Genomic DNA, 21,265 nt, shown 5'->3' on the forward strand with positions numbered 1-21,265 from the left:
CCGGCGCCCCCTTCGCCGTTCACGGCCACGGTGGGTGATGCCCCGTGAGTTCCCTTGACGGAAAGAAACTTCCCGGATATTGCTGACTTCCGAAAGTTTCCTTCAGCGGTTCTCTCCTTCGGAAGGGGCGCACGTGCACCACACCAGCACGGGAAGCACGGGAAACACCACGGGACCCTCCAGACGGTCCCTGTTCGCGAGCGCGGCCGGCCTCGGCGCCGCGCTCGCCGTCCCCGCCGCCTCCGGCAGGGCCCACGCCGCCGCCCCGGACGACGCGGCGCTGCGGGCGGTCATCGCCCGGATGACGCTGGAGGAGAAGGTAGGCCAGCTCTTCGTCTCCCGGATCTACGGCCACTCCGCGACCGCCCCCGACCAGGCGGACATCGACGCCAACCTCAAGGAACTCGGCGTCCGCACCGCCGACGAGCTGATCGAGCGGTACCGGGTCGGCGGCATCATCTACTTCACCTGGGCGCACAACACCCGCGACCCGCACCAGATCGCCGACCTCTCCAACGGCATCCAGCGCTCCTCGCTGACCCGGCCGCGCGGGCTGCCCATGCTCATCGCCACCGACCAGGAGCACGGCGCCGTCTGCCGGATCGGCAAGCCCGCCACCCTGCTTCCCGGCGCCATGGCGCTCGCCGCCGGCCGCTCCCGCACCGACGTCCGCACCACCGGCCGCATCTCCGGCACCGAGCTGCGCGCGATGGGCGTCAACCAGGACTACGCGCCCGACGCCGACGTCAACGTCAACCCGGCCAACCCGGTCATCGGCGTACGGTCCTTCGGCGCCGACCCCGCCCTCGTCGGCGCCCTGGCCGCGGCCGAGGTGAAGGGCTACCAGGCGGCCGGGGTCGCGGCCACCGCCAAGCACTTCCCGGGCCACGGCGACACCGCCGTCGACAGCCACACCGGCTTCCCCGTCATCACGCACAGCCGGGAGCAGTGGGACACGCTGGACGCGGTGCCGTTCCGGGCCGCCGTCGCCGCGGGCATCGACTCCGTGATGACCGCGCACATCCAGTTCCCCGCGCTCGACCCCTCCGGTGACCCCGCCACCCTCTCCCACCCGATCGTCACCGGCATCCTGCGCGGCGAACTCGGCTACGACGGCGTGGTCATCACCGACTCCCTCGGCATGGAGGGCGTCCGCACCAAGTACGGCGACGACCGGGTGCCGGTGCTCGCGCTCAAGGCCGGGGTGGACCAGCTCCTCAACCCGCCGTCCATGGACGTGGCCTGGAACGCGGTGCTGGCGGCCGTCCGCAACGGCGAGCTGACCGAGGCCCGCGTGGAGGAATCGGTTCTCCGGATCCTGCGCATGAAGGCGAGGCTCGGCCTCTTCCAGAACACCCGCGTCACCCGTGCGGGCGTCGACCGGACGGTGGGCAACAAGCAGCACCTCGCCGCCGCCGACCACATCGCCGACCGCACCACCACCCTGCTGGTCAACGAGGGCCGACTGCTCCCGCTGGACCGGCGCAGGCAGCCGAAGGTCCTCGTCGTCGGCGCCGACCCGGCCTCCCCCTCCGGCACCACCGGGCCGCCGACCGGCGTACTGGCCGCCGCGCTGACCGGACTGGGCTTCACGGCAACGGCGTTGTCCACCGGCACCGCGCCCACGGCGGACGCCATCACCAGGGCGGTCACCGCCGCCCAGGACGCCGACGCGGTGATCGTGGCCACGTACAACGTGACGGCGTCCAGCTCCCAACGCACCCTGGCCCGAAGCCTGCTGGCCACCGGACGGCCGGTGATCGCGCTGGCGATCCGCAACCCGTACGACGTCGCCCAGCTCACCGAGGTCAAGGCGCACCTGGCCGCCTACTGCTGGACCGACGTCGAACTCCGGGCCGCCGCACGGGTGATCGCCGGCCGGGTGAAGCCGCGCGGCAAGCTCCCGGTACCGATCGCGCGGGCCGACGACCCGGCGAAGGAGCTGTATCCGCTCGGGTACGGACTGAGCTACTAGGGGCCCGCGAAAAAAATCCTCGACGGGCGTGCAACCCTTCGCCGCCATCCGGTGTCGTACTACGCGTCGGGGCTTCGGGGGGGATTCCGTGGGGGGATTGCGAAGCTCCGGTACGTAGGGGGAAAGCCGAGGGGGCGTCCCCGGTCGACAAGACCGGGGACGCCCCCTCGAAACTTTCTCAGGCGTCCAGTGCCGCGACCTCCGCCGCCGTCGGGTACGACTCCTGCGCCCCGCGCCGGGTCACGGCTGCCGCGCCGACGCGGGCCGCGTAAGCGGCCGCCACCGGCAACTCCTCGCCCGCGCCCAGCCGCCAGGCCAGCGCGGCCGTGAACGCGTCCCCGGCACCCGTGGTGTCCACGGCGGCCACCGCCACCGACGGCACCGCCCGTACGCCCGAGGCGTCACACACCAGCGCGCCCTTCGCGCCCAGCGTCACCACCACCGAGCGCGGGCCGAGGGCCAGCAGGCGCCGGGCCCGGCCGGCCGGGTCGTCGCCGGTCTCCTCGTCGCCGAGCAGCACCCGCGCCTCGTGCTCGTTGACCACCAGCGGATCGCAGGCGGCGAGCACGTCATCGGGCAGCGGGCGCGGCGGGGACGGATTCAGCACGAACCGGGTGCCCTCCGGCAGCGCCCGCACCACGGCCGCCACCGTCTCCAGCGGGATCTCCAACTGCGCCGACACCACCCGCGCCGCGCCCAGCACCTCCGCCCTCACATCACCCGCGGTGAGGCGGGCGTTGGCGCCGGGGGAGACCACGATGCTGTTGTCCCCGGAGGGGTCGACGGTGATCAGCGCGACCCCGGTCGGCGCCCCGCCGGTCAGCACGGCCGCCGTGTCCACCCCGGCCGAGCGGAGCGAGTCCCGCAGCAGACGGCCGTGGCCGTCGTCGCCGACCCGCGCCAGCAGCGCCGTACGGGCGCCGAGGCGGGCGGCGGCGACCGCCTGGTTGGCGCCCTTGCCGCCCGGATGGACGGCCAGGTCACCGCCGAGCACCGTCTCCCCGGCACCCGGCCGCCGCTCCACCCCGACCACCAGATCGGCGTTGGCGGACCCCACGACCAGCAGGTCGTAGTCGTACATCAAGGCTCCCTTACGGATATGCGGCACGGTCAGCCGGTGAAGCCGGCCACGTTCTCGCGGGTGACCACCTTCACCGGCACCTTCACCATCGGCGCGACCTTGCCGCCGTCCAGCGCCTTCAGAGCGTTGGTGACGGCGATCCGGCCGAGCTGGGTCGGCTGCTGCGCCACCGAGGCGTACAGACTGCCGTCCTTGACGGCCTTGAGTCCGTCCGGGGTGCCGTCGAAGCCGACCACCTGCACGGACCTGCCCGCCTTCGCGCCGAGCGCCTTGATCGCGCCGAGGGCCATCTCGTCGTTGGCCGCGATGACGCCCTGCACGTCGGGGTGGGCCTGGAGCAGGTTGGACATCACGTCCAGACCCTTGGCCCGGTCGAAGTCGGCGGGCTGCTGCGCCAGCACCTTGATGCCGGGGAACCGCTTCAGCCCCTTGGCGAAGCCCTCGGCCCGCTCACGCGCGGCGGAGGTGCCCGCCTGGCCCTGGAGGACGACGATCCGGCCCTTGCCGCCGAGCTTCTCCGCGACCGTCCTCGCGGCCAGCTCGCCACCCGCCACGTTGTCGGACGCGACCAGCGCGGCCACCTTCGCCTTGTTGACCCCGCGGTCCACCGCGATCACCGGGATGCCGGCCCTGCCCGCCGCCTTCACCGAGTTGCCGGCCGCGTCGGAGTCCACCGGGTTGACGATGACCGCGCCGTAGCCGGAGCTGGTGAAGTTCTGGAGCTGGTCGGCCTGCTGGGAGGCGTCGTCACGGGCGTCGGTGACGGTGAGGTCCACGCCCCGCTTCTTCGCCTCCGCCTGGGCGCCGTCCCGGATCTGCACGAAGAACGGGTTGTTCAGGGTCGACAGCGACAGGCCCAGCTTCGGGCCGGCCGGGGCCGAGCCGTTGTGCAGGAAGGAGGTCGCGCCGACGATCGCCACGGTCACCACGGCCGCGAGCCCGTACGTCGCCGCCTGCCTGCCCCGGTTCCCGCCGCCGGTACCGGCCGCCACCGGGGTCGCGCCCGCCTTGCGGCGCACGGTGTCCAGCAGCACGGCCAGCGCGATGACGACACCGATGACGACCTGCTGCCAGAACGCCGAGACCGAGAGCAGGTTGAGGCCGTTGCGCAGCACCGCCAGGATCAGCGCGCCGATCAGGGTGCCCGACGCCTTGCCGGTGCCGCCCGCGAGCGAGGCACCGCCGATGACCACGGCGGCGATGGCGTCCAGCTCGTAGCCGTCGGCGGCCTGCGGCTGCGCCGAGGAGAGCCGGGAGGCGAGCACCACACCGGCGACGGCCGCGAACACCCCGGACAGCGCGTACACGGCGAGCTTCTGCCGCTTCACCCGGAGGCCGGAGAGGCGCGCGGCCTCCTCGTTGCCGCCGATCGCGTACATCGACCGGCCGATGTAGGTCCGCCCCAGCACGAACGCCGCGAGCAGCCCCATGACCACCATGACCAGCACCGGCACCGGCAGCCAGTTGCCGAGGGTGTCCCCGAGGTGGGAGACGGAGTCCGGGAACGGGATCGGCACGCCCCCGGAGATCACCAGCGACAGACCGCGCGCCACCGACAGCATGGCCAGCGTGGCGATGAACGGCGGCAGCTTCCCGTACGCCGTCAGGAAGCCGTTGACCAGGCCCGCCGCGATGCCCGTGGCGAGGGCGAGGACCACCGCGAGGGCGACCGGTACGCCGTGCGAGGTGGCGCTCCAGGCCAGCACGGTCGCCGACAGGGCGGCCACCGAGCCCACCGACAGGTCGATGCCCGCCGAGACGATCACGAACGTCACACCGAAGGCGAGGATCGCCGTCACGGCCGCCTGCACACCGATGTTGAGCAGGTTGTCGGTGGTCAGGAAGTCGCCCGACAGCACCGACAGGGCTATGACGAGGACGATCAGCGCGGTCAGCGCGCCGTTGTCGAGCAGCAGCCGGCCGAAGCCGCCTGCCGCGGAACTTCCGGAGCCGGCCCGGCTCTTGAGGGTGTCAGTGGCCACCGGGGGCCTCCGTTTCGGTACTGGGGTCGGTCGTGGGGGTGCCCACGGCGAGGGACATGACGGCGTCCTGGGTGGCCTCGGCGGCCTCGAGTTCGCCCGCGATCCGGCCCTGGGCCATCACCAGCACCCGGTCGCTCATGCCGAGCACCTCGGGCAGGTCGCTGGAGATCATCAGGACGGCCGCACCGGCCGCGGTGAGTTCGTTGACGAGCTGGTAGATCTCCACCTTGGCGCCGACGTCGATACCGCGCGTCGGCTCGTCGAGGATCAGCACCTCGGCGTCGGCCAGCAGCCACTTGCCGATGACGACCTTCTGCTGGTTGCCGCCGGACAGGGTGCGCGCGTGCTGGCCGAGGCCCGCCATCCGCACGTTCAGCCGCTCGGCGATCCGCCCGGCCGCCGCGTACTGGCCCTTGCGGTCCACCAGCCCGCCCCGGCTCGCCGAACGCAGGGTCACCAGGCCCAGGTTCTCCGCCACGGAGGCGTCCAGCACCAGCCCCTGGCCCTTGCGGTCCTCGGGCACCAGACCGATCCCGGCGGTCAGTGCCGCGTCCACGTCGTGCCGGCGCAGCGCGGTGCCGCGCACCTTCACCGAGCCCGCGTCGTACGGGTCGGCGCCGAACACCGCCCGCGCCACCTCGGTACGGCCCGCGCCGACCAGCCCGGCGATGCCGACGACCTCACCGGCGTGCACCTCGAAGCTCACGTCGTGGAAGACGCCGTCCCGGGTCAGCCCCTCCACCGCGAGCAACGGCTCGCCCCGCTCGGGGCGTTCGCGCGGGTACTGCTGCTCGATGGAGCGGCCCACCATCAGCCGGACGAGTTCGTCCTCGGGCGTGGACGCCGGGACCTGGCCGACGCTGCGGCCGTCCCGGATCACGGTGACCCGGTCGCCGAGCGCGGCGATCTCGTCCAGGTGGTGGGTGATGAACACGATGCCGACGCCGTCCGCGCGCAGCGAGCGCACCAGCGCGAACAGCCGGCCCACCTCCTCGGAGGTGAGCACCGCGGTCGGCTCGTCCATGATCAGCACACGGGCGTCCAGGCTGAGCGCCTTGGCGATCTCCACCATCTGCAGCCGGGCGATGCCCAGTTCACGCACCCGCGTGCGCGGGTGGACGTCCAGCCCGACCCGCTTCAGCAGGGCCTCGGCGTCCGCCTCCATCCGGCCCCGGTCCACCATGCCGAACCGGCGCGGCTGGCGGCCCAGGAAGATGTTCTCGGCCACCGTCAGATCGGGGACCAGGTTGAACTCCTGGTAGATCGTGGCGATCCCGAGCGCCTCCGCGTCCCGCGCACTGCGCACCCGGACCTCGGTGCCGTCGACCAGGATGCGCCCGGAGTCCGGCGGGCAGGCGCCGGAGAGGGTCTTGATCAGGGTGGACTTGCCCGCGCCGTTCTCGCCGAGCAGGACATGGACCTCGCCCCGGCGCAGGCCGAAGTCGACGCCGTCCAGCGCGACCACACCGGGGAATGCCTTGCGGATGCCCTCGACGCGCAGCAGTTCGTCGGGATCGCTCACGGTGTGCTCCTCTGCACCGGGGTGCTCCTTCGGATGGGGGACGTGGGAGGAATCAGTACGGGGGCCGGGGCACCGCACGAGCGGCGCACCACCAGCCGGGCGTCGAGGGTGACGGACTCGGCGGCCCGCCCCTCGATCCGGTCGACCAGGGCGCGCACGGCGGCCCGGCCCAGTTCGCCGGTGGGCTGGGCGATGGCGGTGATCGGCGGGTCGGTGTGCACGAACCACGGGATGTCGTCGAACACCGCCAGCGCGATGTCGTCCGGCACCCGCAGCCCGCGCGCCCGGATCGCGTCCAGCGCGCCCAGCGCCATCAGGTTGTCGGCGGCGAACACCGCGTCGGGAGGCTCGGGCAGGTCGAGGAAGCCCTCGGTGACCCGCCGTCCGCTGGCCGCCTGGAAGTCGCCGTGGCCGATCAGCTCGTCGGTGAGCGGCAGCCCGTACGCGGCCAGCGCGTCCCGGAAGGCGGTCACCCGCTCGCTGCCGGTCGTGGTGCCGGCCGGGCCCGCGATGATGGCGAGCCGCCGGTGCCCGAGCAGATGCAGATGCGCCACCAGGTCCCGTACCGCCCGTCGGCCGTCGGCCCGGACCACCGGGACGTCGGCTCCCGGAATCCAGCGGTCCACGAAGACCACGGGGGTGCCCGCGCGGGCCGCGTCCAGCAGCAGCGGGGAGTCGCCGGGGGCCGGGGAGACCAGCAGACCGTCGATCCGGCGGTCCAGCAGGGTGCGGACGTGGTGGTCCTGGAGGTCGGGGCGCTCGTCGGCGTTGCCGATGATCACGCTGTACCCGAGGGCGCGCGCCGCCTCCTCCACCGAGCGGGCCAGCTCGGTGAAGTACGGGTTGAGCACATCGCCGATCACCAGGCCGAGGGCGTGGGTCTGGTCGGTGCGCAGGGAACGGGCCACGGCGTTGGGCCGGTAGCCCAGCGCGGCCACGGCGGCCAGCACACGGGAGCGCGCCTCGGCGCTCACCGAGGGATGAGCGTTCAGCACGCGCGAGACCGTGGCGACGGAGACACCCGCCGCGGCGGCGACGTCCTTGATGCTCGCCATCGACGGCTCCACCTCCTTGTGGAATCGTTTACAACGACGTGTTCCGGAGGATTGGAATCGATTACACGGGCTCCCGGCAAGCCCCTCCCCGATGGCTGAAATCAGATCGTGATGAACCTTGCTCAGATGAGCGCAGCGGGTGCGGGGTTCACTGTCCGTCCCCGCCGGTACCGTCGGTCCATGGCTCAAGGGGCGGCTCGACAGACGGGTAACACCGCGGGCGAACGGCAGTTGGCGGAGCTGGAGGGTGTGCTGGAGCGCATCACCTACGCGGACGAGGAGACCGGCTACACCGTCGCCCGCGTCGACACCGGCCGGGGCGGCGGCGACCTGCTCACCGTGGTCGGCGCGCTGCTCGGCGCCCAGGTGGGGGAGTCGCTGCGGATGCGGGGGCGCTGGGGCTCGCACCCGCAGTACGGCAGGCAGTTCACCTGCGAGAACTACACGACCGTCCTCCCCGCCACCGTCCAGGGCATCCGCCGCTACCTCGGCTCCGGCCTGGTCAAGGGCATCGGCCCGGTCTTCGCCGACCGCATCACCCGGCACTTCGGCCTGGACACCCTGAGGATCATCGAGGAGGAGCCGAAGCGCCTGATCGAGGTCCCCGGCCTCGGCCCCAAGCGCACCCGGCGGATCGCCGACGCCTGGGAGGAACAGAAGGCGATCAAGGAGGTGATGCTCTTCCTCCAGACCGTCGAGGTCTCCACCTCCATCGCCGTGCGCATCTACAAGAAGTACGGCGACGCCTCCATCTCCGTGGTGAAGAACCAGCCGTACCGGCTCGCCGCCGACGTCTGGGGCATCGGCTTCCTCACCGCCGACAGGATCGCCCAGTCCGTCGGCATCCCGCACGACAGCCCCGAACGCGTCAAGGCCGGCCTCCAGTACGCCCTCTCCCAGTCCACCGACCAGGGCCACTGCTATCTGCCCGAGGAACGCCTCATCGCGGACGCGGTCAAGCTCCTCCAGGTCGACACCGGCCTGGTCATCGAGTGCCTGGCCGAGCTGGCCGCTCCCGGCGAGGAGGGCGAGGAGCCCGGTGTCGTGCGGGAGAGGGTGCCCGGGCCGGACGGCGGGGAGCCGGTCACCGCCGTGTACCTCGTCCCCTTCCACCGGGCCGAACTCTCCCTCGCCGCCCAGGTGTCGAGGCTGCTGCGCACCGGCGAGGACCGGATGCCGGCCTTCCGGGACGTCAACTGGGACAAGGCGCTCGGCTGGCTGAAGGGCCGTACCGGCACCGACCTCGCGCCGGAGCAGGAGGCGGCCGTCCGGCTCGCGCTCACCGAGAAGGTCGCCGTCCTCACCGGCGGCCCCGGCTGCGGCAAGTCCTTCACCGTCCGCTCGGTCGTCGAACTCGCCCGCGCCCGGCGGGCCAAGGTGGTGCTCGCCGCGCCCACCGGACGCGCCGCCAAGCGGCTGGCCGAGCTGACCGGCGCCGAGGCGTCCACCGTGCACCGGCTGCTGGAGCTGAAGCCCGGCGGGGACGCCGCCTACGACCGCGACCGCCCGCTGGACGCCGACCTCGTGGTGGTGGACGAGGCGTCCATGCTGGACCTGCTGCTCGCCAACAAGCTGGTCAAGGCCGTACCGCCCGGCGCCCACCTGCTGTTCGTGGGTGACGTGGACCAGTTGCCCAGCGTCGGCGCCGGGGAGGTGCTGCGGGACCTGCTGGCCGAGGGGAGCCCGGTGCCCGCCGTCCGGCTCACCCGTGTCTTCCGCCAGGCCCAGCGGTCCGGCGTGGTCACCAACGCGCACCGGATCAACGCGGGCCGGCACCCGCTCACCGAGGGGCTGGACGACTTCTTCCTCTTCGTCGAGGACGACACCGAGGAGGCCGGCCGGCTCACCGTCGACGTGGCCGCCCGCCGCATCCCGGCCCGCTTCGGCCTCGACCCGCGCCGGGACGTGCAGGTCCTCGCCCCGATGCACCGGGGCCCCGCGGGCGCCGGCGCCCTCAACGCCCTGCTCCAGCAGGCCGTCACCCCCGGCCGCCCCGATGTGCCGGAGAAGCGGTTCGGCGGCCGGGTCTTCCGGGTCGGCGACAAGGTCACCCAGGTCCGCAACAACTACGACAAGGGCGCGAACGGCGTCTTCAACGGCACCGTGGGCGTGGTGACCTCACTCGACCCGGTCGAGCAGCGCCTGACGGTGCTGACCGACGAGGACGAGGAGGTGGGGTACGAATTCGACGAACTGGACGAACTGGCCCACGCCTACGCCGTGACCATTCACCGCTCCCAGGGCAGTGAATACCCGGCCGTGGTGATCCCGGTCACCACCGGCGCCTGGATGATGCTCCAGCGCAACCTGCTATACACGGCGGTCACCCGCGCCAAGAAGCTGGTGGTGCTGGTGGGCTCGCGCAAGGCGATCGGGCAGGCCGTACGCACGGTGTCGGCAGGCCGGCGGTGCACGGCGCTCGGCTTCAGGCTCGCCGGTTCCGTACGGGGTGGCGAAAATGATCGATCAAATGAGTCACGAAGGTCACAGAGCCTTTCCCCGTGCCCCGCCCAGGGGGCAGGATGAGCAGGTTGACGGCACTGAGTGCCGCCAGTGGGCCAAGTGGCGACCCCGAGTGCACTCTCCTGAGCCAAATGGGGGATGGTAGAGACAGTCAGGGCACCTCGAAGATGAGGCACTAAGTCGGTGAGGGAAGACGTGAGCGAGCACACCAAGAACGACGCGGTAGTACTGCGGGTCGGCGACGGCGAGTACACCTATCCGGTGGTCGACAGCACCGTCGGCGACAAGGGCTTCGACATCGGGAAGCTCCGCGCCCAGACCGGTCTGGTGACCCTGGACAGCGGTTACGGCAACACCGCCGCGTACAAATCCGCCGTCACCTACCTCGACGGCGAGGCGGGCATCCTCCGCTACCGCGGCTACCCGATCGAGCAGCTCGCCGAGCGCTCCACCTTCCTCGAGGTGGCGTACCTGCTGATCAACGGTGAGCTGCCGACCGTCGACGAGCTGGCCAAGTTCAAGAACGACATCACGCGGCACACCCTGCTGCACGAGGACGTCAAGAACTTCTACCGGGGCTTCCCGCGCGACGCCCACCCGATGGCCATGCTGTCCTCGGTTGTCTCGGCGCTGTCCACCTTCTACCAGGACAGCCACAACCCGTTCGACGAGGAGCAGCGCGACCTCTCCACGATCCGGCTGCTCGCCAAGCTTCCGACGATCGCGGCGTACGCCTACAAGAAGTCGATCGGTCACCCGTTCGTCTACCCGCGCAACGACCTCGGCTACGTCGAGAACTTCCTGCGCATGACGTTCTCGGTGCCGGCCCAGGAGTACGACCTCGACCCGGTCGTCGTCTCCGCGCTGGACAAGCTGCTGATCCTGCACGCGGACCACGAGCAGAACTGCTCGACCTCCACGGTCCGTCTGGTCGGCTCCTCGCAGGCCAACATGTTCGCCTCGATCTCCGCCGGCATCAACGCGCTGTGGGGCCCGCTGCACGGCGGCGCCAACCAGTCGGTGCTGGAGATGCTGGAGAACATCCAGGCCAACGGCGGCGACGTCGACTCCTTCATCCGCAAGGTGAAGAACAAGGAGGACGGCGTCCGCCTGATGGGCTTCGGCCACCGGGTGTACAAGTCGTTCGACCCGCGCGCCAAGATCATCAAGGCTGCCGCGCACGACGTCCTCTCCGCGCTCGGCAAGTCCGACGAGCTGCTGGACATCGCGCTCAAGCTGGAGGAGCACGCGCTCTCCGACGACTACTTCGTCTCGCGCAACCTCTACCCCAACGTGGACTTCTACACCGGTCTGATCTACCGGGCCATGGGCTTCCCGACCGAGATGTTCACGGTCCTGTTCGCCCTCGGCCGGCTGCCGGGCTGGATCGCCCAGTGGACCGAGATGATCAAGGAGCCGGGTTCCCGCATCGGCCGCCCGCGTCAGATCTACACGGGTGTCGTCGAGCGCGACTTCGTGCCGGTCGAGCAGCGCCAGTAACGGAAAAAGCGGAAGGCGCCCTGGCGTCGGTCCCCCCACGGGCCGACGTCCAGGGCGCCTTCCCATGCCCCGGTGCGGATTCCCCCCACGGGATCCGGGCCGGGCGCTCGGAGAGACAGCGCCTGAATTCGCTGTCCGAGCAGGACGGGCGTACCCGCCGTGCTCCGGTGACGTGAAACGTGTTGCGGTCTGCCGGGACAGCGCACGCTGGGAGGGCCGCTCAAAGCTTCCCGGTGTACGTGCCCCGGCAACGCATCTCTGAAGAAGTCCCCCAAGACAACTCCAGATGCCAGCCGGCGCCCCCCAAGACGCTGGACTGACACCGCCAACTTAGACCTTCGAACCCCTTCGATGGTTACGTTCGCGTCACTGTGATCTGCGTCTCTTGCATACGTCCCATAGGTGCGCAAGAGCCCCGATACGGCGATCGGGGCCCAAGCGTAAGGAAGATGCGCGAGCCTTGTGAAGAGCTTATGTGAGGTGCGCGCCGGACTCCAGAGGGACTCTTACTTCTCCCCGGGGGACTTCTTCCGGCCACCTACGGCACTTCCTGGCCCGCCTCAGCGGAACCGGCGCAGCCGCAGGCTGTTGGTCACCACGAACACCGAGGAGAAGGCCATCGCCGCCCCCGCGATCATCGGATTCAGCAGACCCGCCGCGGCCAGCGGCAGCGCGGCGACGTTGTAGCCGAAGGCCCACACCAGGTTGCCCTTGATGGTGGCGAGGGTGCGCCGGGAGAGCCGGATGGCGTCGGCGGCCACCCGCAGGTCGCCCCGGACCAGGGTGAGGTCCCCGGCCTCGATCGCCGCGTCGGTGCCGGTGCCCATGGCGAGACCGAGGTCGGCGGTGGCGAGCGCGGCGGCGTCGTTCACCCCGTCCCCGACCATGGCCACGGCCCGGCCCTCGCGCCGCAGCTTCTGGATCACGTCCACCTTGTCCTCGGGCAGCACCTCGGCGATGACCTCGTCGATGCCGACCTCCCGCGCGACCGCCTCGGCCACCGTGCGGTTGTCCCCGGTGAGGAGCACCGGCGTCAGACCGAGCGCGCGCAGGTCGCGTACCGCCTCGGCGCTGGTCTCCTTCACCGCGTCCGCGACGGCGAGCACCGCGCGCGGCTTGCCGTCCCAGCCCGCCACGACGGCCGTACGGCCCTCCTGTTCGGCCCTGGAGCGGGCGGTGTCGAGTTCCCCGGGCAGGTCGTCCCAGAGCCGTCCGGCGGCCACCTCGTGGCCGTCCACGCGGCCGCGTACGCCGCGGCCGGGGACGTTCTCGAAGTGCCCGGCCGGGGGCAGCGTGCCGACGCGCTCCTCCGCGCCCTCCGCGACGGCGCGGGCGACCGGGTGCTCGGAGGCGTGCTCCAGGGCGCCGACGAGCCGCAGCACCTGCTTCTCGTCCTCGCCGGGGGCGGTGTACACCTCCTGGAGCGTCATCCGCCCGGTGGTGACGGTGCCGGTCTTGTCGAGGACGACGGTGTCCACACGCCGGGTGGACTCCAGCACCTCGGGACCCTTGATGAGGATGCCGAGCTGCGCGCCCCGCCCGGTGCCGACCATCAGCGCGGTCGGGGTGGCGAGGCCCAGCGCGCAGGGGCAGGCGATGATCAGTACGGCGACGGCGGCGGTGAACGCGGCGACCGTGTCCCCGGTGACGCCGAGCCAGACGCCGAAGGTGCCGAGCGCGATGAGGATGACGACCGGCACGAACACGGCGGAGATCCGGTCGGCGAGGCGCTGCACCTCGGCCTTGCCGTTCTGCGCGTCCTCCACCAGCCGGGCCATCCGGGCCAGCTGGGTGTCCCCGCCGACCCGGTTCGCCTCGACCAGCAGCCGCCCGCCCGCGTTGACGGTGGCGCCGGTGACCCGGTCGCCGGGGGAGACGTCGACGGGCACAGACTCGCCGGTCAGCATGGAGGCGTCGACGGCGGAGGTGCCCTCCAGCACCGTGCCGTCGGTGGCGATCTTCTCGCCGGGTCGCACCACGAACCGGTCGCCCACGGCGAGCGAGCCCACGGGGATCCGCGTCTCGCGCCCGTCCCGCAGTACGGTCACGTCCTTGGCGCCCAGCTCCATCAGCGCGCGTAGCGCGGCTCCGGCCCGGCGCTTGGAGCGGGCCTCCAGATAGCGGCCGAGCAGGATCAGCGCGACGACCCCGGCGGCGACCTCCAGGTAGATGACGGAGGTGCCCTCGGAGCGGGAGACGGTGAACGAGAAGGCGTGCCGCATGCCGGGCATGCCCGCGTGGCCGAAGAACAGGGCCCACAGCGACCAGCCGAACGCGGCCAGCGTGCCGACCGAGACCAGGGTGTCCATGGTGGCCGCGCCGTGCCTCAGGTTGGTCCAGGCGGCCCGGTGGAAGGGCCACCCGCCCCAGACCACCACGGGCGCGGCGAGGGTCAGGGAGAGCCACTGCCAGTTGTCGAACTGGAGCGGCGGGACCATGGCCATCAGGATCACGGGCACGGCGAGCAGGGCGGAGATCAGCAGCCGCTGCCGGAGCGCGGACAGCTCGGGGTCGCGCTCGGCCGGCCCGGCGGACTCGCCCGCGTCGGGGGCCGGTTCCGGCTCCGGGGGCGGGGGTTCCTCGGCGGTGTACCCGGTCTTCTCGACGACCGCGATCAGGTCCGCGACATGGACGCCGTCGCCGAAGCTGACCTTCGCCTTCTCCGTCGCGTAGTTCACGGTGGCGCTCACGCCGTCCATGCGGTTGAGCTTCTTCTCCACCCGCGCGGCGCAGGACGCGCAGGTCATGCCGCCGATGAGCAGCTCGACCCGGTTCTCGTCCGCCTCGGGCGCCGTGCGCCCTGTCTCTGCGGTGGTGCTGGTCATGCCCGGACTCCAGACATCGGACCGGACCTTACGGAATCCAGTATGAGCTGGTCGGTACGGCCCGGTCGGGGGAAGGTTGCGCGGTCCGCGCGCCGCGCGAGCGGACCTGCGGTGCGGTGCTCAGGCCCGGCCGGTCAGCTCGAAGCCGGCCTCGTCGACGGCGGCGCGCACGGCCTCCTCGTCGAGCGGGGCCGCCGAGACGACGGTGACCTCACCGGTGGAGGCGACGGCCTTCACCGAGCTGACGCCGGGGAGCTGGGAGATCTCGCCGGAGACGGAGCCCTCGCAGTGGCCGCAGCTCATGCCGCTCACCTGGTAGACGGCGGTGACGGAGCCGGGGGTGTCGGTCTGGGCGCTCATGTCGTTCTCCTCGTCGTACTGGGGTGTCCTCGGGGGACCCTCACTCTTCGCACACTATACCCCTAGGGGGTATGAGCCAAGGGGATACCGAGGCGGGGCGAATTCACCGGCAGCCTATGTATACGCCCCGCTTTGTCGCAGTACGACGAGCGCCCGCACGCCGTCCCCTGAGGGAGGCGTACGGGCGTTCCCGTACCGGGCGGCGCGAGGGTCAGCCGTCTCGGCGGGCCCGGTTGCCGGGCCGGGAGGCGACCCAGGCGCGGACGGTGTCGGCGTACCAGTAGGGCTTGCCGCTCTCCACGTGGTCGGGCGGCGGCAGCAGGCCGTGTTTCCGGTAGGACCGAACGGTGTCCGGCTGCACCCGGATGTGTGCCGCGATCTCCTTGTAGGACCAGAGCCTGCGGTCGGTCATGCGTCGCACCTCCTGCGCGCGCCGCGGCGGCGGCCTGGGAGCGGCCGTCGGGGGAGCCCGGCGCTGTGCTGGTGATCACCAAGCCTGTGCCCGGTCAACGACGCACAGTGACCGCGAGCAAGCGGCTGTGGGGCGGGTGTGACCGAGGACCCGCGTACACGCGACATATGTGACAGGAGAGGTGCGTTCGTGACACAACCACAGCAGAGGAAACGGGCGTGTGCCGGGCGTGGCGGGTTGACCCGTACGGGCGGGACCGTCGCGGACGCCCGCGCGCGGGCGTCCGGCGGTGCGTTTATACGCCGCAGGACCTCAGGAACGCGCGGGTGCGGCGGGCGATCGGCAGCGGCCGGTCCGGCTCGCAGGGGTACATGTCCTGCTCGACGATGGCGAACAGGTCGGTGTCCAGCCGGGCCGCCGCCTCCAGGACGGGGCCCAGCGCGGGTACCCCGCCGGGGGGTTCGCACATCACGCCCCGCGCGACCGCCGGGCCGAAGGGCGTGCCGTCCGCGCGCACCCGGGCCAGGATCTCCGGGTCGACCTGCTTGAGGTGGAGGTAACCGAGCCGCTCGCCGTAGGTCTCGATCAGCTCGACGCTGTCCCCGCCGCAGTAGGCGTAGTGGCCGGTGTCCAGACAGAGGGAGACCAGGTCGGGGTCGGTGGCGTCGAGGAAGCGGGTGACGTGGGCCTCGGTGTCGATGTGGGTGTCGGCGTGGGGGTGGACGACGATCGTCAGTCCGTACCGCTCGCGCACCTCGTGGCCCAGCCGCTCGGTCTGCCCGGTCAGGTCGCGCCACTGGGCCGGGGTCAGTTCGGCCGGCTCCAGCACCGCGCCGGTGCGGTCGTCGCGCCAGAAGGAGGGGATGACGACAAGGTGGCGGGCGCCGGTCGCGCGGGTCAGCCCGGCCACGGCGGAGACGTGCTCCCAGGTCTTCTCCCACACCGCCGGGCCGTGGTGCAGCCCGGTGAACACGGTCCCGGCCGACACCTTCAGGCCACGCCGGGCGGTCTCCTCGGCGAGCACCTCGGGGTCGGTGGGCAGGTACCCGTAGGGGCCCAGCTCGATCCACTCGTAACCGGCCGCGGCCACCTCGTCCAGGAAGCGCCGCCAGGGGACCTGGGCGGGGTCGTCCGGGAACCAGACGCCCCAGGAGTCGGGCGCCGATCCGACGCGGACGCGGGACAGCGGGGAGGACGGCATGGACGTCATGGCCGTCAGCGTGCGGGCCGTCCGGAAAGTGTGTCAATAGCTGGTCCGAATGTCTGGACAAAACGTTGACAGGGCTCACCGGTCCGGACTAGAAAGCCGGGGCAGAGTCCTGCCGGGGGTAGTCCTGACGAATCCTTGCGAAGGGGAGTCGATGGCGTACGACCTGATCACCATGGGACGGATCGGGGTGGACCTCTACCCCCTCCAGACCGGTGTCCCGCTCGACCGGGTGACCTCCTTCGGCAAGTTCCTCGGCGGCTCCGCCACCAACGTCGCCGTCGCCGCCGCCCGCCTCGGACTCGGAACCGCCGTCATCACCCGTACCGGTGACGACCCGTTCGGTACGTACCTCCACGAGGCGCTGCGCGGCTTCGGCGTGGACGACCGCTGGGTCACCCCGGTGCCCGGACTGCCCACCCCGGTCACCTTCTGCGAGATCTTCCCGCCGGACGACTTCCCGCTCTACTTCTACCGGCTCCCCAAGGCCCCCGACCTGGAGATCCACCCCGGCGAACTCGACCTCGACGCGATCCGCGCCGCCCGCGTCCTCTGGGTCACCGGCACCGGCCTGAGCGAGGAGCCGAGCCGCACCGCCACCCTGGCCGCCCTGGCCCACCGGGCCCGGTCGGGCATCACCGTCTTCGACCTGGACTGGCGGCCCGCTCTGTGGAACGACGCGGCCCGGGAGGACCCCGGCACCGCCCGCCCCATCTACACCGAGGCCCTGCGGCACGCCACCGTCGCCGTGGGAAACGTGGACGAGGTGGAGATCGCCACCGGCACCCGCGAACCGCATGCCGCCGCCCGCGCGCTGCTGGACGCGGGGGTGGAGCTGGCGGTGGTGAAGCAGGGCCCCAAGGGAGTCCTCGCCGTCCACCGCGACGGCGAGAGCGCGGAGGTGCCCCCGCTGCCCGTCACCGTCCTCAACGGCCTCGGCGCGGGCGACGCGTTCGGGGGCGCGCTGTGTCACGGGCTGCTGGAGGGCTGGGACCTGGAGACGGTGATGCGGCACGCCAACGCCGCCGGGGCGATCGTCGCCTCGCGGCTGGAGTGCTCCTCCGCCATGCCCACGCCGGACGAGGTGGCTGCCGCGCTGGCGGCGGGAGCGGTGCGATGAGCCCTGGCCGGGCGGGGGCGGGGATCGGCGTGGGGGCTACCGGTGGGGGCGCCGCCACCGGGGCGAAGGCCGCCGCCGGTGCGTCCGGAGCCGGGATCGCCGAGGCCGCCGCCGGACCCCCGGAGCGCGCCGGAGCCGGGCGATGAGCACCGCCCACGTCGACGTCGCCGCCCTGGTCCACCTCCGTACCCGGCACCCCGAGGCCATCGCGGAGGCTGCCGCACGGCGGGTGCGTCGGCCGTTGGTCGGGGCGAGGGAGCGGCTGCTGATCGTGGCCGCCGACCATCCGGCGCGGGGCGCGCTCGGCGCCGGCGGGCGGCCCTTCGCCATGGCCGACCGGGCCGACCTGCTGCGCCGGCTGTGCGTGGCGCTGTCCCGGCCCGGCGTGGACGGGGTGCTGGCCAGTGCCGACGTACTGGACGACCTGCTGCTGCTCGGCGCCCTGGAGGGCAAGGTCGTCCTCGGCTCCATGAACCGGGGCGGTCTCCAGGGCGCCCGCTTCGAACTGGACGACCGCTTCACCGGACACCGCCCCGAGGACCTCACGCGCCGCCGCTTCGACGCGGGCAAGCTGCTGCTGCGCATCGACCCCTCCGACCCCGGCTCGCTGACCACCCTGGAGTCCGCCGCCCGCGCCGTCGACGCCATGGCCGAACGCCGACTCCCGCTGTTCATCGAGCCGTTCCTCAGCCGACGCGGCCCGGACGGGCGCCTGCGCAACGATCTGTCCGCCGCGGCCGTGACCACCTCCCTCGCCATCGCCTCCGGACTCGGCGGCTCCTCCGCCTACACCTGGTTGAAGGTGCCCGTCACGGAGAACCCGGACGACATGGCCGACGTCATGGCGACCACCACGCTGCCCGCCGTCCTGCTGGGCGGCGAGACCGGCGGCTCCCCGCAGGAGCAGGCGGCCGCGTACGAGAAGTGGCGCGGCGCGCTGCAACTGCCCACCGTGCGCGGCCTGGTGGTCGGCCGCACACTGCTGTACCCGGCGGACGGCGACGTGGCCGCCGCCGTGGACACCGCCGCAGGACTGCTGTGAGGGCCCCGCATGACCAGCACCCGACTCCATCTGCCGCACGGCGAGGCCGCGAGCGGCCCGTACGCGCTCGACATCGGGCCGGATCAGGAGGGCCGGCTCCAGGGTTGGGCCCACACCCGTCTGCGCGTCGTGGAGCTGGAAGCGGGCGGCACCCATACCTTCGACACCGGTGACGCCGAATGGATCGTGCTCCCCCTCCAGGGTGCATGTACCGTACAAATGGACGAGAACGAGTTTCAGATCCGGGGCCGGGAGAACGTGTTCGCGGCAGTCTCCGACTTCGCGTACGCCCCCCGCGACAGCCGGGTCCAGATCGCCTCCGGCGCGGGAGGCCGCTTCGCCCTGGCAGGAGCGAAGTGCGAGCGACGACTCCCCGCCCGCTACGGCCCCGCGCCGGAGGTCCCCGTCGAAGAGCGCGGCAGCGGCACCTGCGGCCGCCAGGTGCGCAACTTCGCCGCGGCCGACACCTTCGACTGCGACCGGCTCATCGCCGTGGAGGTCATCACCCCCGGCGGCAACTGGTCGTCCTACCCGCCGCACAAGCACGACGAGCACCGGCCGGGGGAGGAGTCCGAACTGGAGGAGATCTACTACTTCGAGATCGAGGACGGCGGCCTCGGCTACCAGCGCGTCTTCCCCTCCCGTACCGGCGGCGCCGACCTGCTCGCCGAGGTCCGCACGGGTGACGCGGTGCTCGTACCCGACGGCTGGCACGGCCCGTCGATCGCCCAGCCGGGCCACGCCATGTACTACCTGAACGTGATGGCCGGCCCCGGCGCCGACCGGGAGTGGCGGATCAGCTTCCACCCCGACCACACAGGGGGTTACCGGTGACCACCAGGCTCACGGTCGCGCAGGCGCTCGTCCGCTTCCTCGCCGCCCAGTACACCGAGCGCGACGGCGTACGGCAGCGGCTCATCGGCGCCACCTGGGGGATCTTCGGCCACGGCAACGTCGCCGGACTCGGCCAGGCCCTGCTGGAACACCGCGAGTCGATGCCGTACCACCAGGGCCGCAACGAGCAGGCGATGGTGCACGCGGCCGTCGGGTACGCCCGCCAGTCGAACCGGCTCTCCACGCACGCGGTGACCACCTCCATCGGCCCCGGCGCCACCAACCTCGTCACCGGCGCCGCCCTCGCCACCGTCAACCACCTGCCCGTCCTGCTGCTGCCCGGCGACGTCTTCGCCACCCGCCCCGCCGACCCCGTCCTCCAGCAGCTCGAACTCCCCTGCGCGGGCGATGTGTCGGTGAACGACACCCTGCGCCCGGTGTCCCGGTACTTCGACCGGATCACCCGCCCCGAGGCCCTGATCCCGAGCGCGCTCGCGGCCGTACGGGTGCTCACCGACCCGGTCGACACCGGCGCCGTCACCCTCGCCCTCCCGCAGGACGTGCAGGTGGAGGCGTACGACTGGCCCGAGGAGTTCTTCGCCGACCGGGTGTGGACCGTGCGCAGGCCCGGCGCCGACCCGGCCGAACTCGCCGAAGCGGTACGGGTGATCAGGGAGGCCCGGCGTCCCCTCGTGGTCGCGGGCGGCGGGGTCCACCACAGCCGCGCCGAGGACGCGCTCGCGGAGTTCGCCGCCGCCACCGGCATCCCCGTCGCCTCCACCCAGGCCGGCAAGGGCTCCCTGCCCTACGACCATCCCCAGGACGTGGGCGGCATCGGCCACACCGGCACCCACACCGCCGGCGAACTCGCCCGCGCGGCCGACCTGGTGATCGGGGTCGGCACCCGGTACACCGACTTCACCACCGCCTCCGGCACCCTCTTCGAGGACCCCGGTGTGCGCTTCCTCAACCTCAACATCGCGCCCTTCGACGGCCACAAGCTGGCCGGGCTGCCGCTGGTCGCCGACGCCCGCAGCGGGCTGGGCGAGCTGACCGAGGCGCTGGGGATGCACGGGTACCGGGTGCCGGAGGCGTTGGTGGCCGGCTACACCGGGGGCAAGGCCCGCTGGGAGGCTCGCGTCGACGCCTGCTTCGCCGCCGAGGACCCCGACGCGGTGCCGACCCAGACCCAGGTGATCGGCGCGCTGGACGCCCTGGTGGACGCGAGCGACATCATCGTCAATGCGGCCGGTTCCCTCCCCGGCGACCTGCACAAGCTCTGGCGGACCCGCGCCCGCGACCAGTACCACCTCGAGTACGGATACTCCTGCATGGGCTACGAGATCCCGGCCGCCCTCGGCGTGAAGCTCGCCGCGCCCGAACGGAACGTCTGGGCGCTGGTCGGCGACGGCACGTATCTGATGATGCCGACCGAGATCGTCACCGCCGTGCAGGAGGGCGTCGCGATCAAGATGGTGCTCATCCAGAACCACGGGTACGCGTCCATCGGCGGTCTGTCCGAGTCGGTCGGCGCCGAGCGCTTCGGCACGGCCTACCGGTATCCCGCCGGGGACGGCACCCTCACCGGCCCGCCGCTCCCCGTCGACCTCGCGGCCAACGCGGCCAGCCTCGGCATGCGGGTGCTGCGCGCCCGGACCGTCTTTGAGCTGCGGGAGGCCCTCGCCGGGGCGCGCGCCGCCGACACCCCCACTTGTGTCTACGTGGAGACCGAAACGTCCGACAGTGTGTCGGGCGCGCCCGCCGCCGCGGCCTGGTGGGATGTTCCTGTGGCCGAGACCGCGACCAGGCCGTCCGCGGTCAAGGCACGCGAGCTGTACGAACGGCATCTGCCGGCCCGCCGCCGCCATCTGTGACAAGGAGCCCGAG

Annotated in this window: 15 protein-coding genes; 7 read left to right on the forward strand and 8 right to left on the reverse strand. The window is 72.2% G+C overall.

The features are described 5' to 3' along the window. The first annotated feature begins 133 nt into the window (after window positions 1-133). The gene (locus E5082_RS26435; RefSeq protein WP_135793749.1) at window positions 134-1,975 is read left to right on the forward strand and encodes a glycoside hydrolase family 3 protein; all 1,842 of its coding nucleotides are present in this window, start codon (window positions 134-136) and stop codon (window positions 1,973-1,975) included. A 178-nt stretch (window positions 1,976-2,153) separates the two neighbouring features. Here E5082_RS26435 and E5082_RS26440 read toward each other — a convergent pair whose 3' ends face one another. From E5082_RS26440 to E5082_RS26455, 4 genes are read right to left on the reverse strand one after another with little or no spacing between them, the layout of a single operon-like run. After that, a complete protein-coding gene (locus E5082_RS26440; protein WP_135793750.1) occupies window positions 2,154-3,056 on the reverse strand; it encodes a ribokinase in 903 nt (300 codons plus the stop codon). Window positions 3,057-3,085: 29 nt separating this feature from the next. Beyond that, window positions 3,086-5,038 (reverse strand): ABC transporter permease/substrate-binding protein, encoded by a 1,953-nt coding sequence (locus E5082_RS26445; RefSeq protein WP_135793751.1) that lies wholly within the window; start codon window positions 5,036-5,038, stop codon window positions 3,086-3,088. Then, the gene (locus E5082_RS26450; RefSeq protein WP_135793752.1) at window positions 5,028-6,560 is read right to left on the reverse strand and encodes a sugar ABC transporter ATP-binding protein; all 1,533 of its coding nucleotides are present in this window, start codon (window positions 6,558-6,560) and stop codon (window positions 5,028-5,030) included. Before E5082_RS26450 ends, E5082_RS26445 begins: the two co-directional genes overlap by 11 nt. Beyond that, entirely contained in the window at window positions 6,557-7,615 is a 1,059-nt protein-coding gene (locus E5082_RS26455) for a LacI family DNA-binding transcriptional regulator (protein ID WP_135793753.1), read from the reverse strand. Before E5082_RS26455 ends, E5082_RS26450 begins: the two co-directional genes overlap by 4 nt. Before the next feature lie 180 nt (window positions 7,616-7,795). Here E5082_RS26455 and recD2 point away from each other — a divergent pair, with 180 nt between their 5' ends. Further along, on the forward strand, window positions 7,796-10,141 hold the full coding sequence (gene recD2 / locus E5082_RS26460) for an SF1B family DNA helicase RecD2 (protein ID WP_135793754.1): 2,346 nt from the start codon (window positions 7,796-7,798) through the stop codon (window positions 10,139-10,141). Between the two features lie 132 nt (window positions 10,142-10,273). Next, window positions 10,274-11,578, forward strand: coding sequence for a citrate synthase (locus tag E5082_RS26465; RefSeq protein WP_135793755.1), 1,305 nt, complete (start codon window positions 10,274-10,276; stop codon window positions 11,576-11,578). A 560-nt stretch (window positions 11,579-12,138) separates the two neighbouring features. On the opposite strand, the gene E5082_RS26470 is transcribed toward E5082_RS26465, so the two are convergent. The 4 genes from E5082_RS26470 to E5082_RS26485 form a co-directional block, all read right to left on the reverse strand. After that, window positions 12,139-14,403: a heavy metal translocating P-type ATPase gene (locus tag E5082_RS26470; protein WP_135793756.1), complete on the reverse strand. Its 2,265-nt coding sequence runs from the start codon at window positions 14,401-14,403 to the stop codon at window positions 12,139-12,141. A gap of 120 nt (window positions 14,404-14,523) precedes the next feature. After that, a complete protein-coding gene (locus tag E5082_RS26475) occupies window positions 14,524-14,763 on the reverse strand; it encodes a heavy-metal-associated domain-containing protein (RefSeq protein ID WP_135793757.1) in 240 nt (79 codons plus the stop codon). 211 nt (window positions 14,764-14,974) lie between these two features. Next, window positions 14,975-15,175, reverse strand: coding sequence for a helix-turn-helix transcriptional regulator (locus E5082_RS26480; protein WP_135793758.1), 201 nt, complete (start codon window positions 15,173-15,175; stop codon window positions 14,975-14,977). A 295-nt stretch (window positions 15,176-15,470) separates the two neighbouring features. After that, window positions 15,471-16,385 carry a sugar phosphate isomerase/epimerase family protein gene (locus E5082_RS26485; RefSeq protein ID WP_135793759.1) on the reverse strand — a complete coding sequence of 305 codons (915 nt, stop codon included), beginning with the start codon at window positions 16,383-16,385 and terminating at the stop codon, window positions 15,471-15,473. A gap of 151 nt (window positions 16,386-16,536) precedes the next feature. Here E5082_RS26485 and iolC point away from each other — a divergent pair, with 151 nt between their 5' ends. The 4 genes from iolC to iolD all read left to right on the forward strand — a co-directional run bounded on the left by iolC (window position 16,537) and on the right by iolD (window position 21,252). After that, window positions 16,537-17,502 (forward strand): 5-dehydro-2-deoxygluconokinase, encoded by a 966-nt coding sequence (gene iolC / locus E5082_RS26490; RefSeq protein ID WP_135793760.1) that lies wholly within the window; start codon window positions 16,537-16,539, stop codon window positions 17,500-17,502. Window positions 17,503-17,644: 142 nt separating this feature from the next. Beyond that, a complete protein-coding gene (locus E5082_RS26495; RefSeq protein WP_135793761.1) occupies window positions 17,645-18,544 on the forward strand; it encodes a Cgl0159 family (beta/alpha)8-fold protein in 900 nt (299 codons plus the stop codon). A 9-nt stretch (window positions 18,545-18,553) separates the two neighbouring features. Continuing rightward, window positions 18,554-19,378: a 5-deoxy-glucuronate isomerase gene (gene iolB / locus E5082_RS26500; protein WP_135793762.1), complete on the forward strand. Its 825-nt coding sequence runs from the start codon at window positions 18,554-18,556 to the stop codon at window positions 19,376-19,378. After that, entirely contained in the window at window positions 19,375-21,252 is a 1,878-nt protein-coding gene (gene iolD, locus E5082_RS26505) for a 3D-(3,5/4)-trihydroxycyclohexane-1,2-dione acylhydrolase (decyclizing) (protein ID WP_135793763.1), read from the forward strand. Before iolB ends, iolD begins: the two co-directional genes overlap by 4 nt. The last annotated feature ends 13 nt before the right edge of the window (window positions 21,253-21,265 follow it).

It is taken from the genome of Streptomyces griseoluteus, assembly GCF_004784465.1.
GTDB lineage: Bacteria > Actinomycetota > Actinomycetes > Streptomycetales > Streptomycetaceae > Streptomyces > Streptomyces griseoluteus.

What these genes read in the sequence shown, in the direction of transcription:
- E5082_RS26440 (WP_135793750.1), bottom strand. Translation starts at nt 3,056, where the DNA reads ATGTACGACTACGACCTGCTGGTCGTGGGGTCCGCCAACGCCGATCTG.
- E5082_RS26455 (WP_135793753.1), bottom strand. Translation starts at nt 7,615, where the DNA reads ATGGCGAGCATCAAGGACGTCGCCGCCGCGGCGGGTGTCTCCGTCGCC.
- recD2 (WP_135793754.1), top strand. Translation starts at nt 7,796, where the DNA reads ATGGCTCAAGGGGCGGCTCGACAGACGGGTAACACCGCGGGCGAACGG.
- E5082_RS26470 (WP_135793756.1), bottom strand. Translation starts at nt 14,403, where the DNA reads ATGACCAGCACCACCGCAGAGACAGGGCGCACGGCGCCCGAGGCGGAC.
- E5082_RS26475 (WP_135793757.1), bottom strand. Translation starts at nt 14,763, where the DNA reads ATGAGCGCCCAGACCGACACCCCCGGCTCCGTCACCGCCGTCTACCAG.
- E5082_RS26480 (WP_135793758.1), bottom strand. Translation starts at nt 15,175, where the DNA reads ATGACCGACCGCAGGCTCTGGTCCTACAAGGAGATCGCGGCACACATC.
- E5082_RS26485 (WP_135793759.1), bottom strand. Translation starts at nt 16,385, where the DNA reads ATGACGTCCATGCCGTCCTCCCCGCTGTCCCGCGTCCGCGTCGGATCG.
- iolC (WP_135793760.1), top strand. Translation starts at nt 16,537, where the DNA reads ATGGCGTACGACCTGATCACCATGGGACGGATCGGGGTGGACCTCTAC.
- E5082_RS26495 (WP_135793761.1), top strand. Translation starts at nt 17,645, where the DNA reads ATGAGCACCGCCCACGTCGACGTCGCCGCCCTGGTCCACCTCCGTACC.
- iolB (WP_135793762.1), top strand. Translation starts at nt 18,554, where the DNA reads ATGACCAGCACCCGACTCCATCTGCCGCACGGCGAGGCCGCGAGCGGC.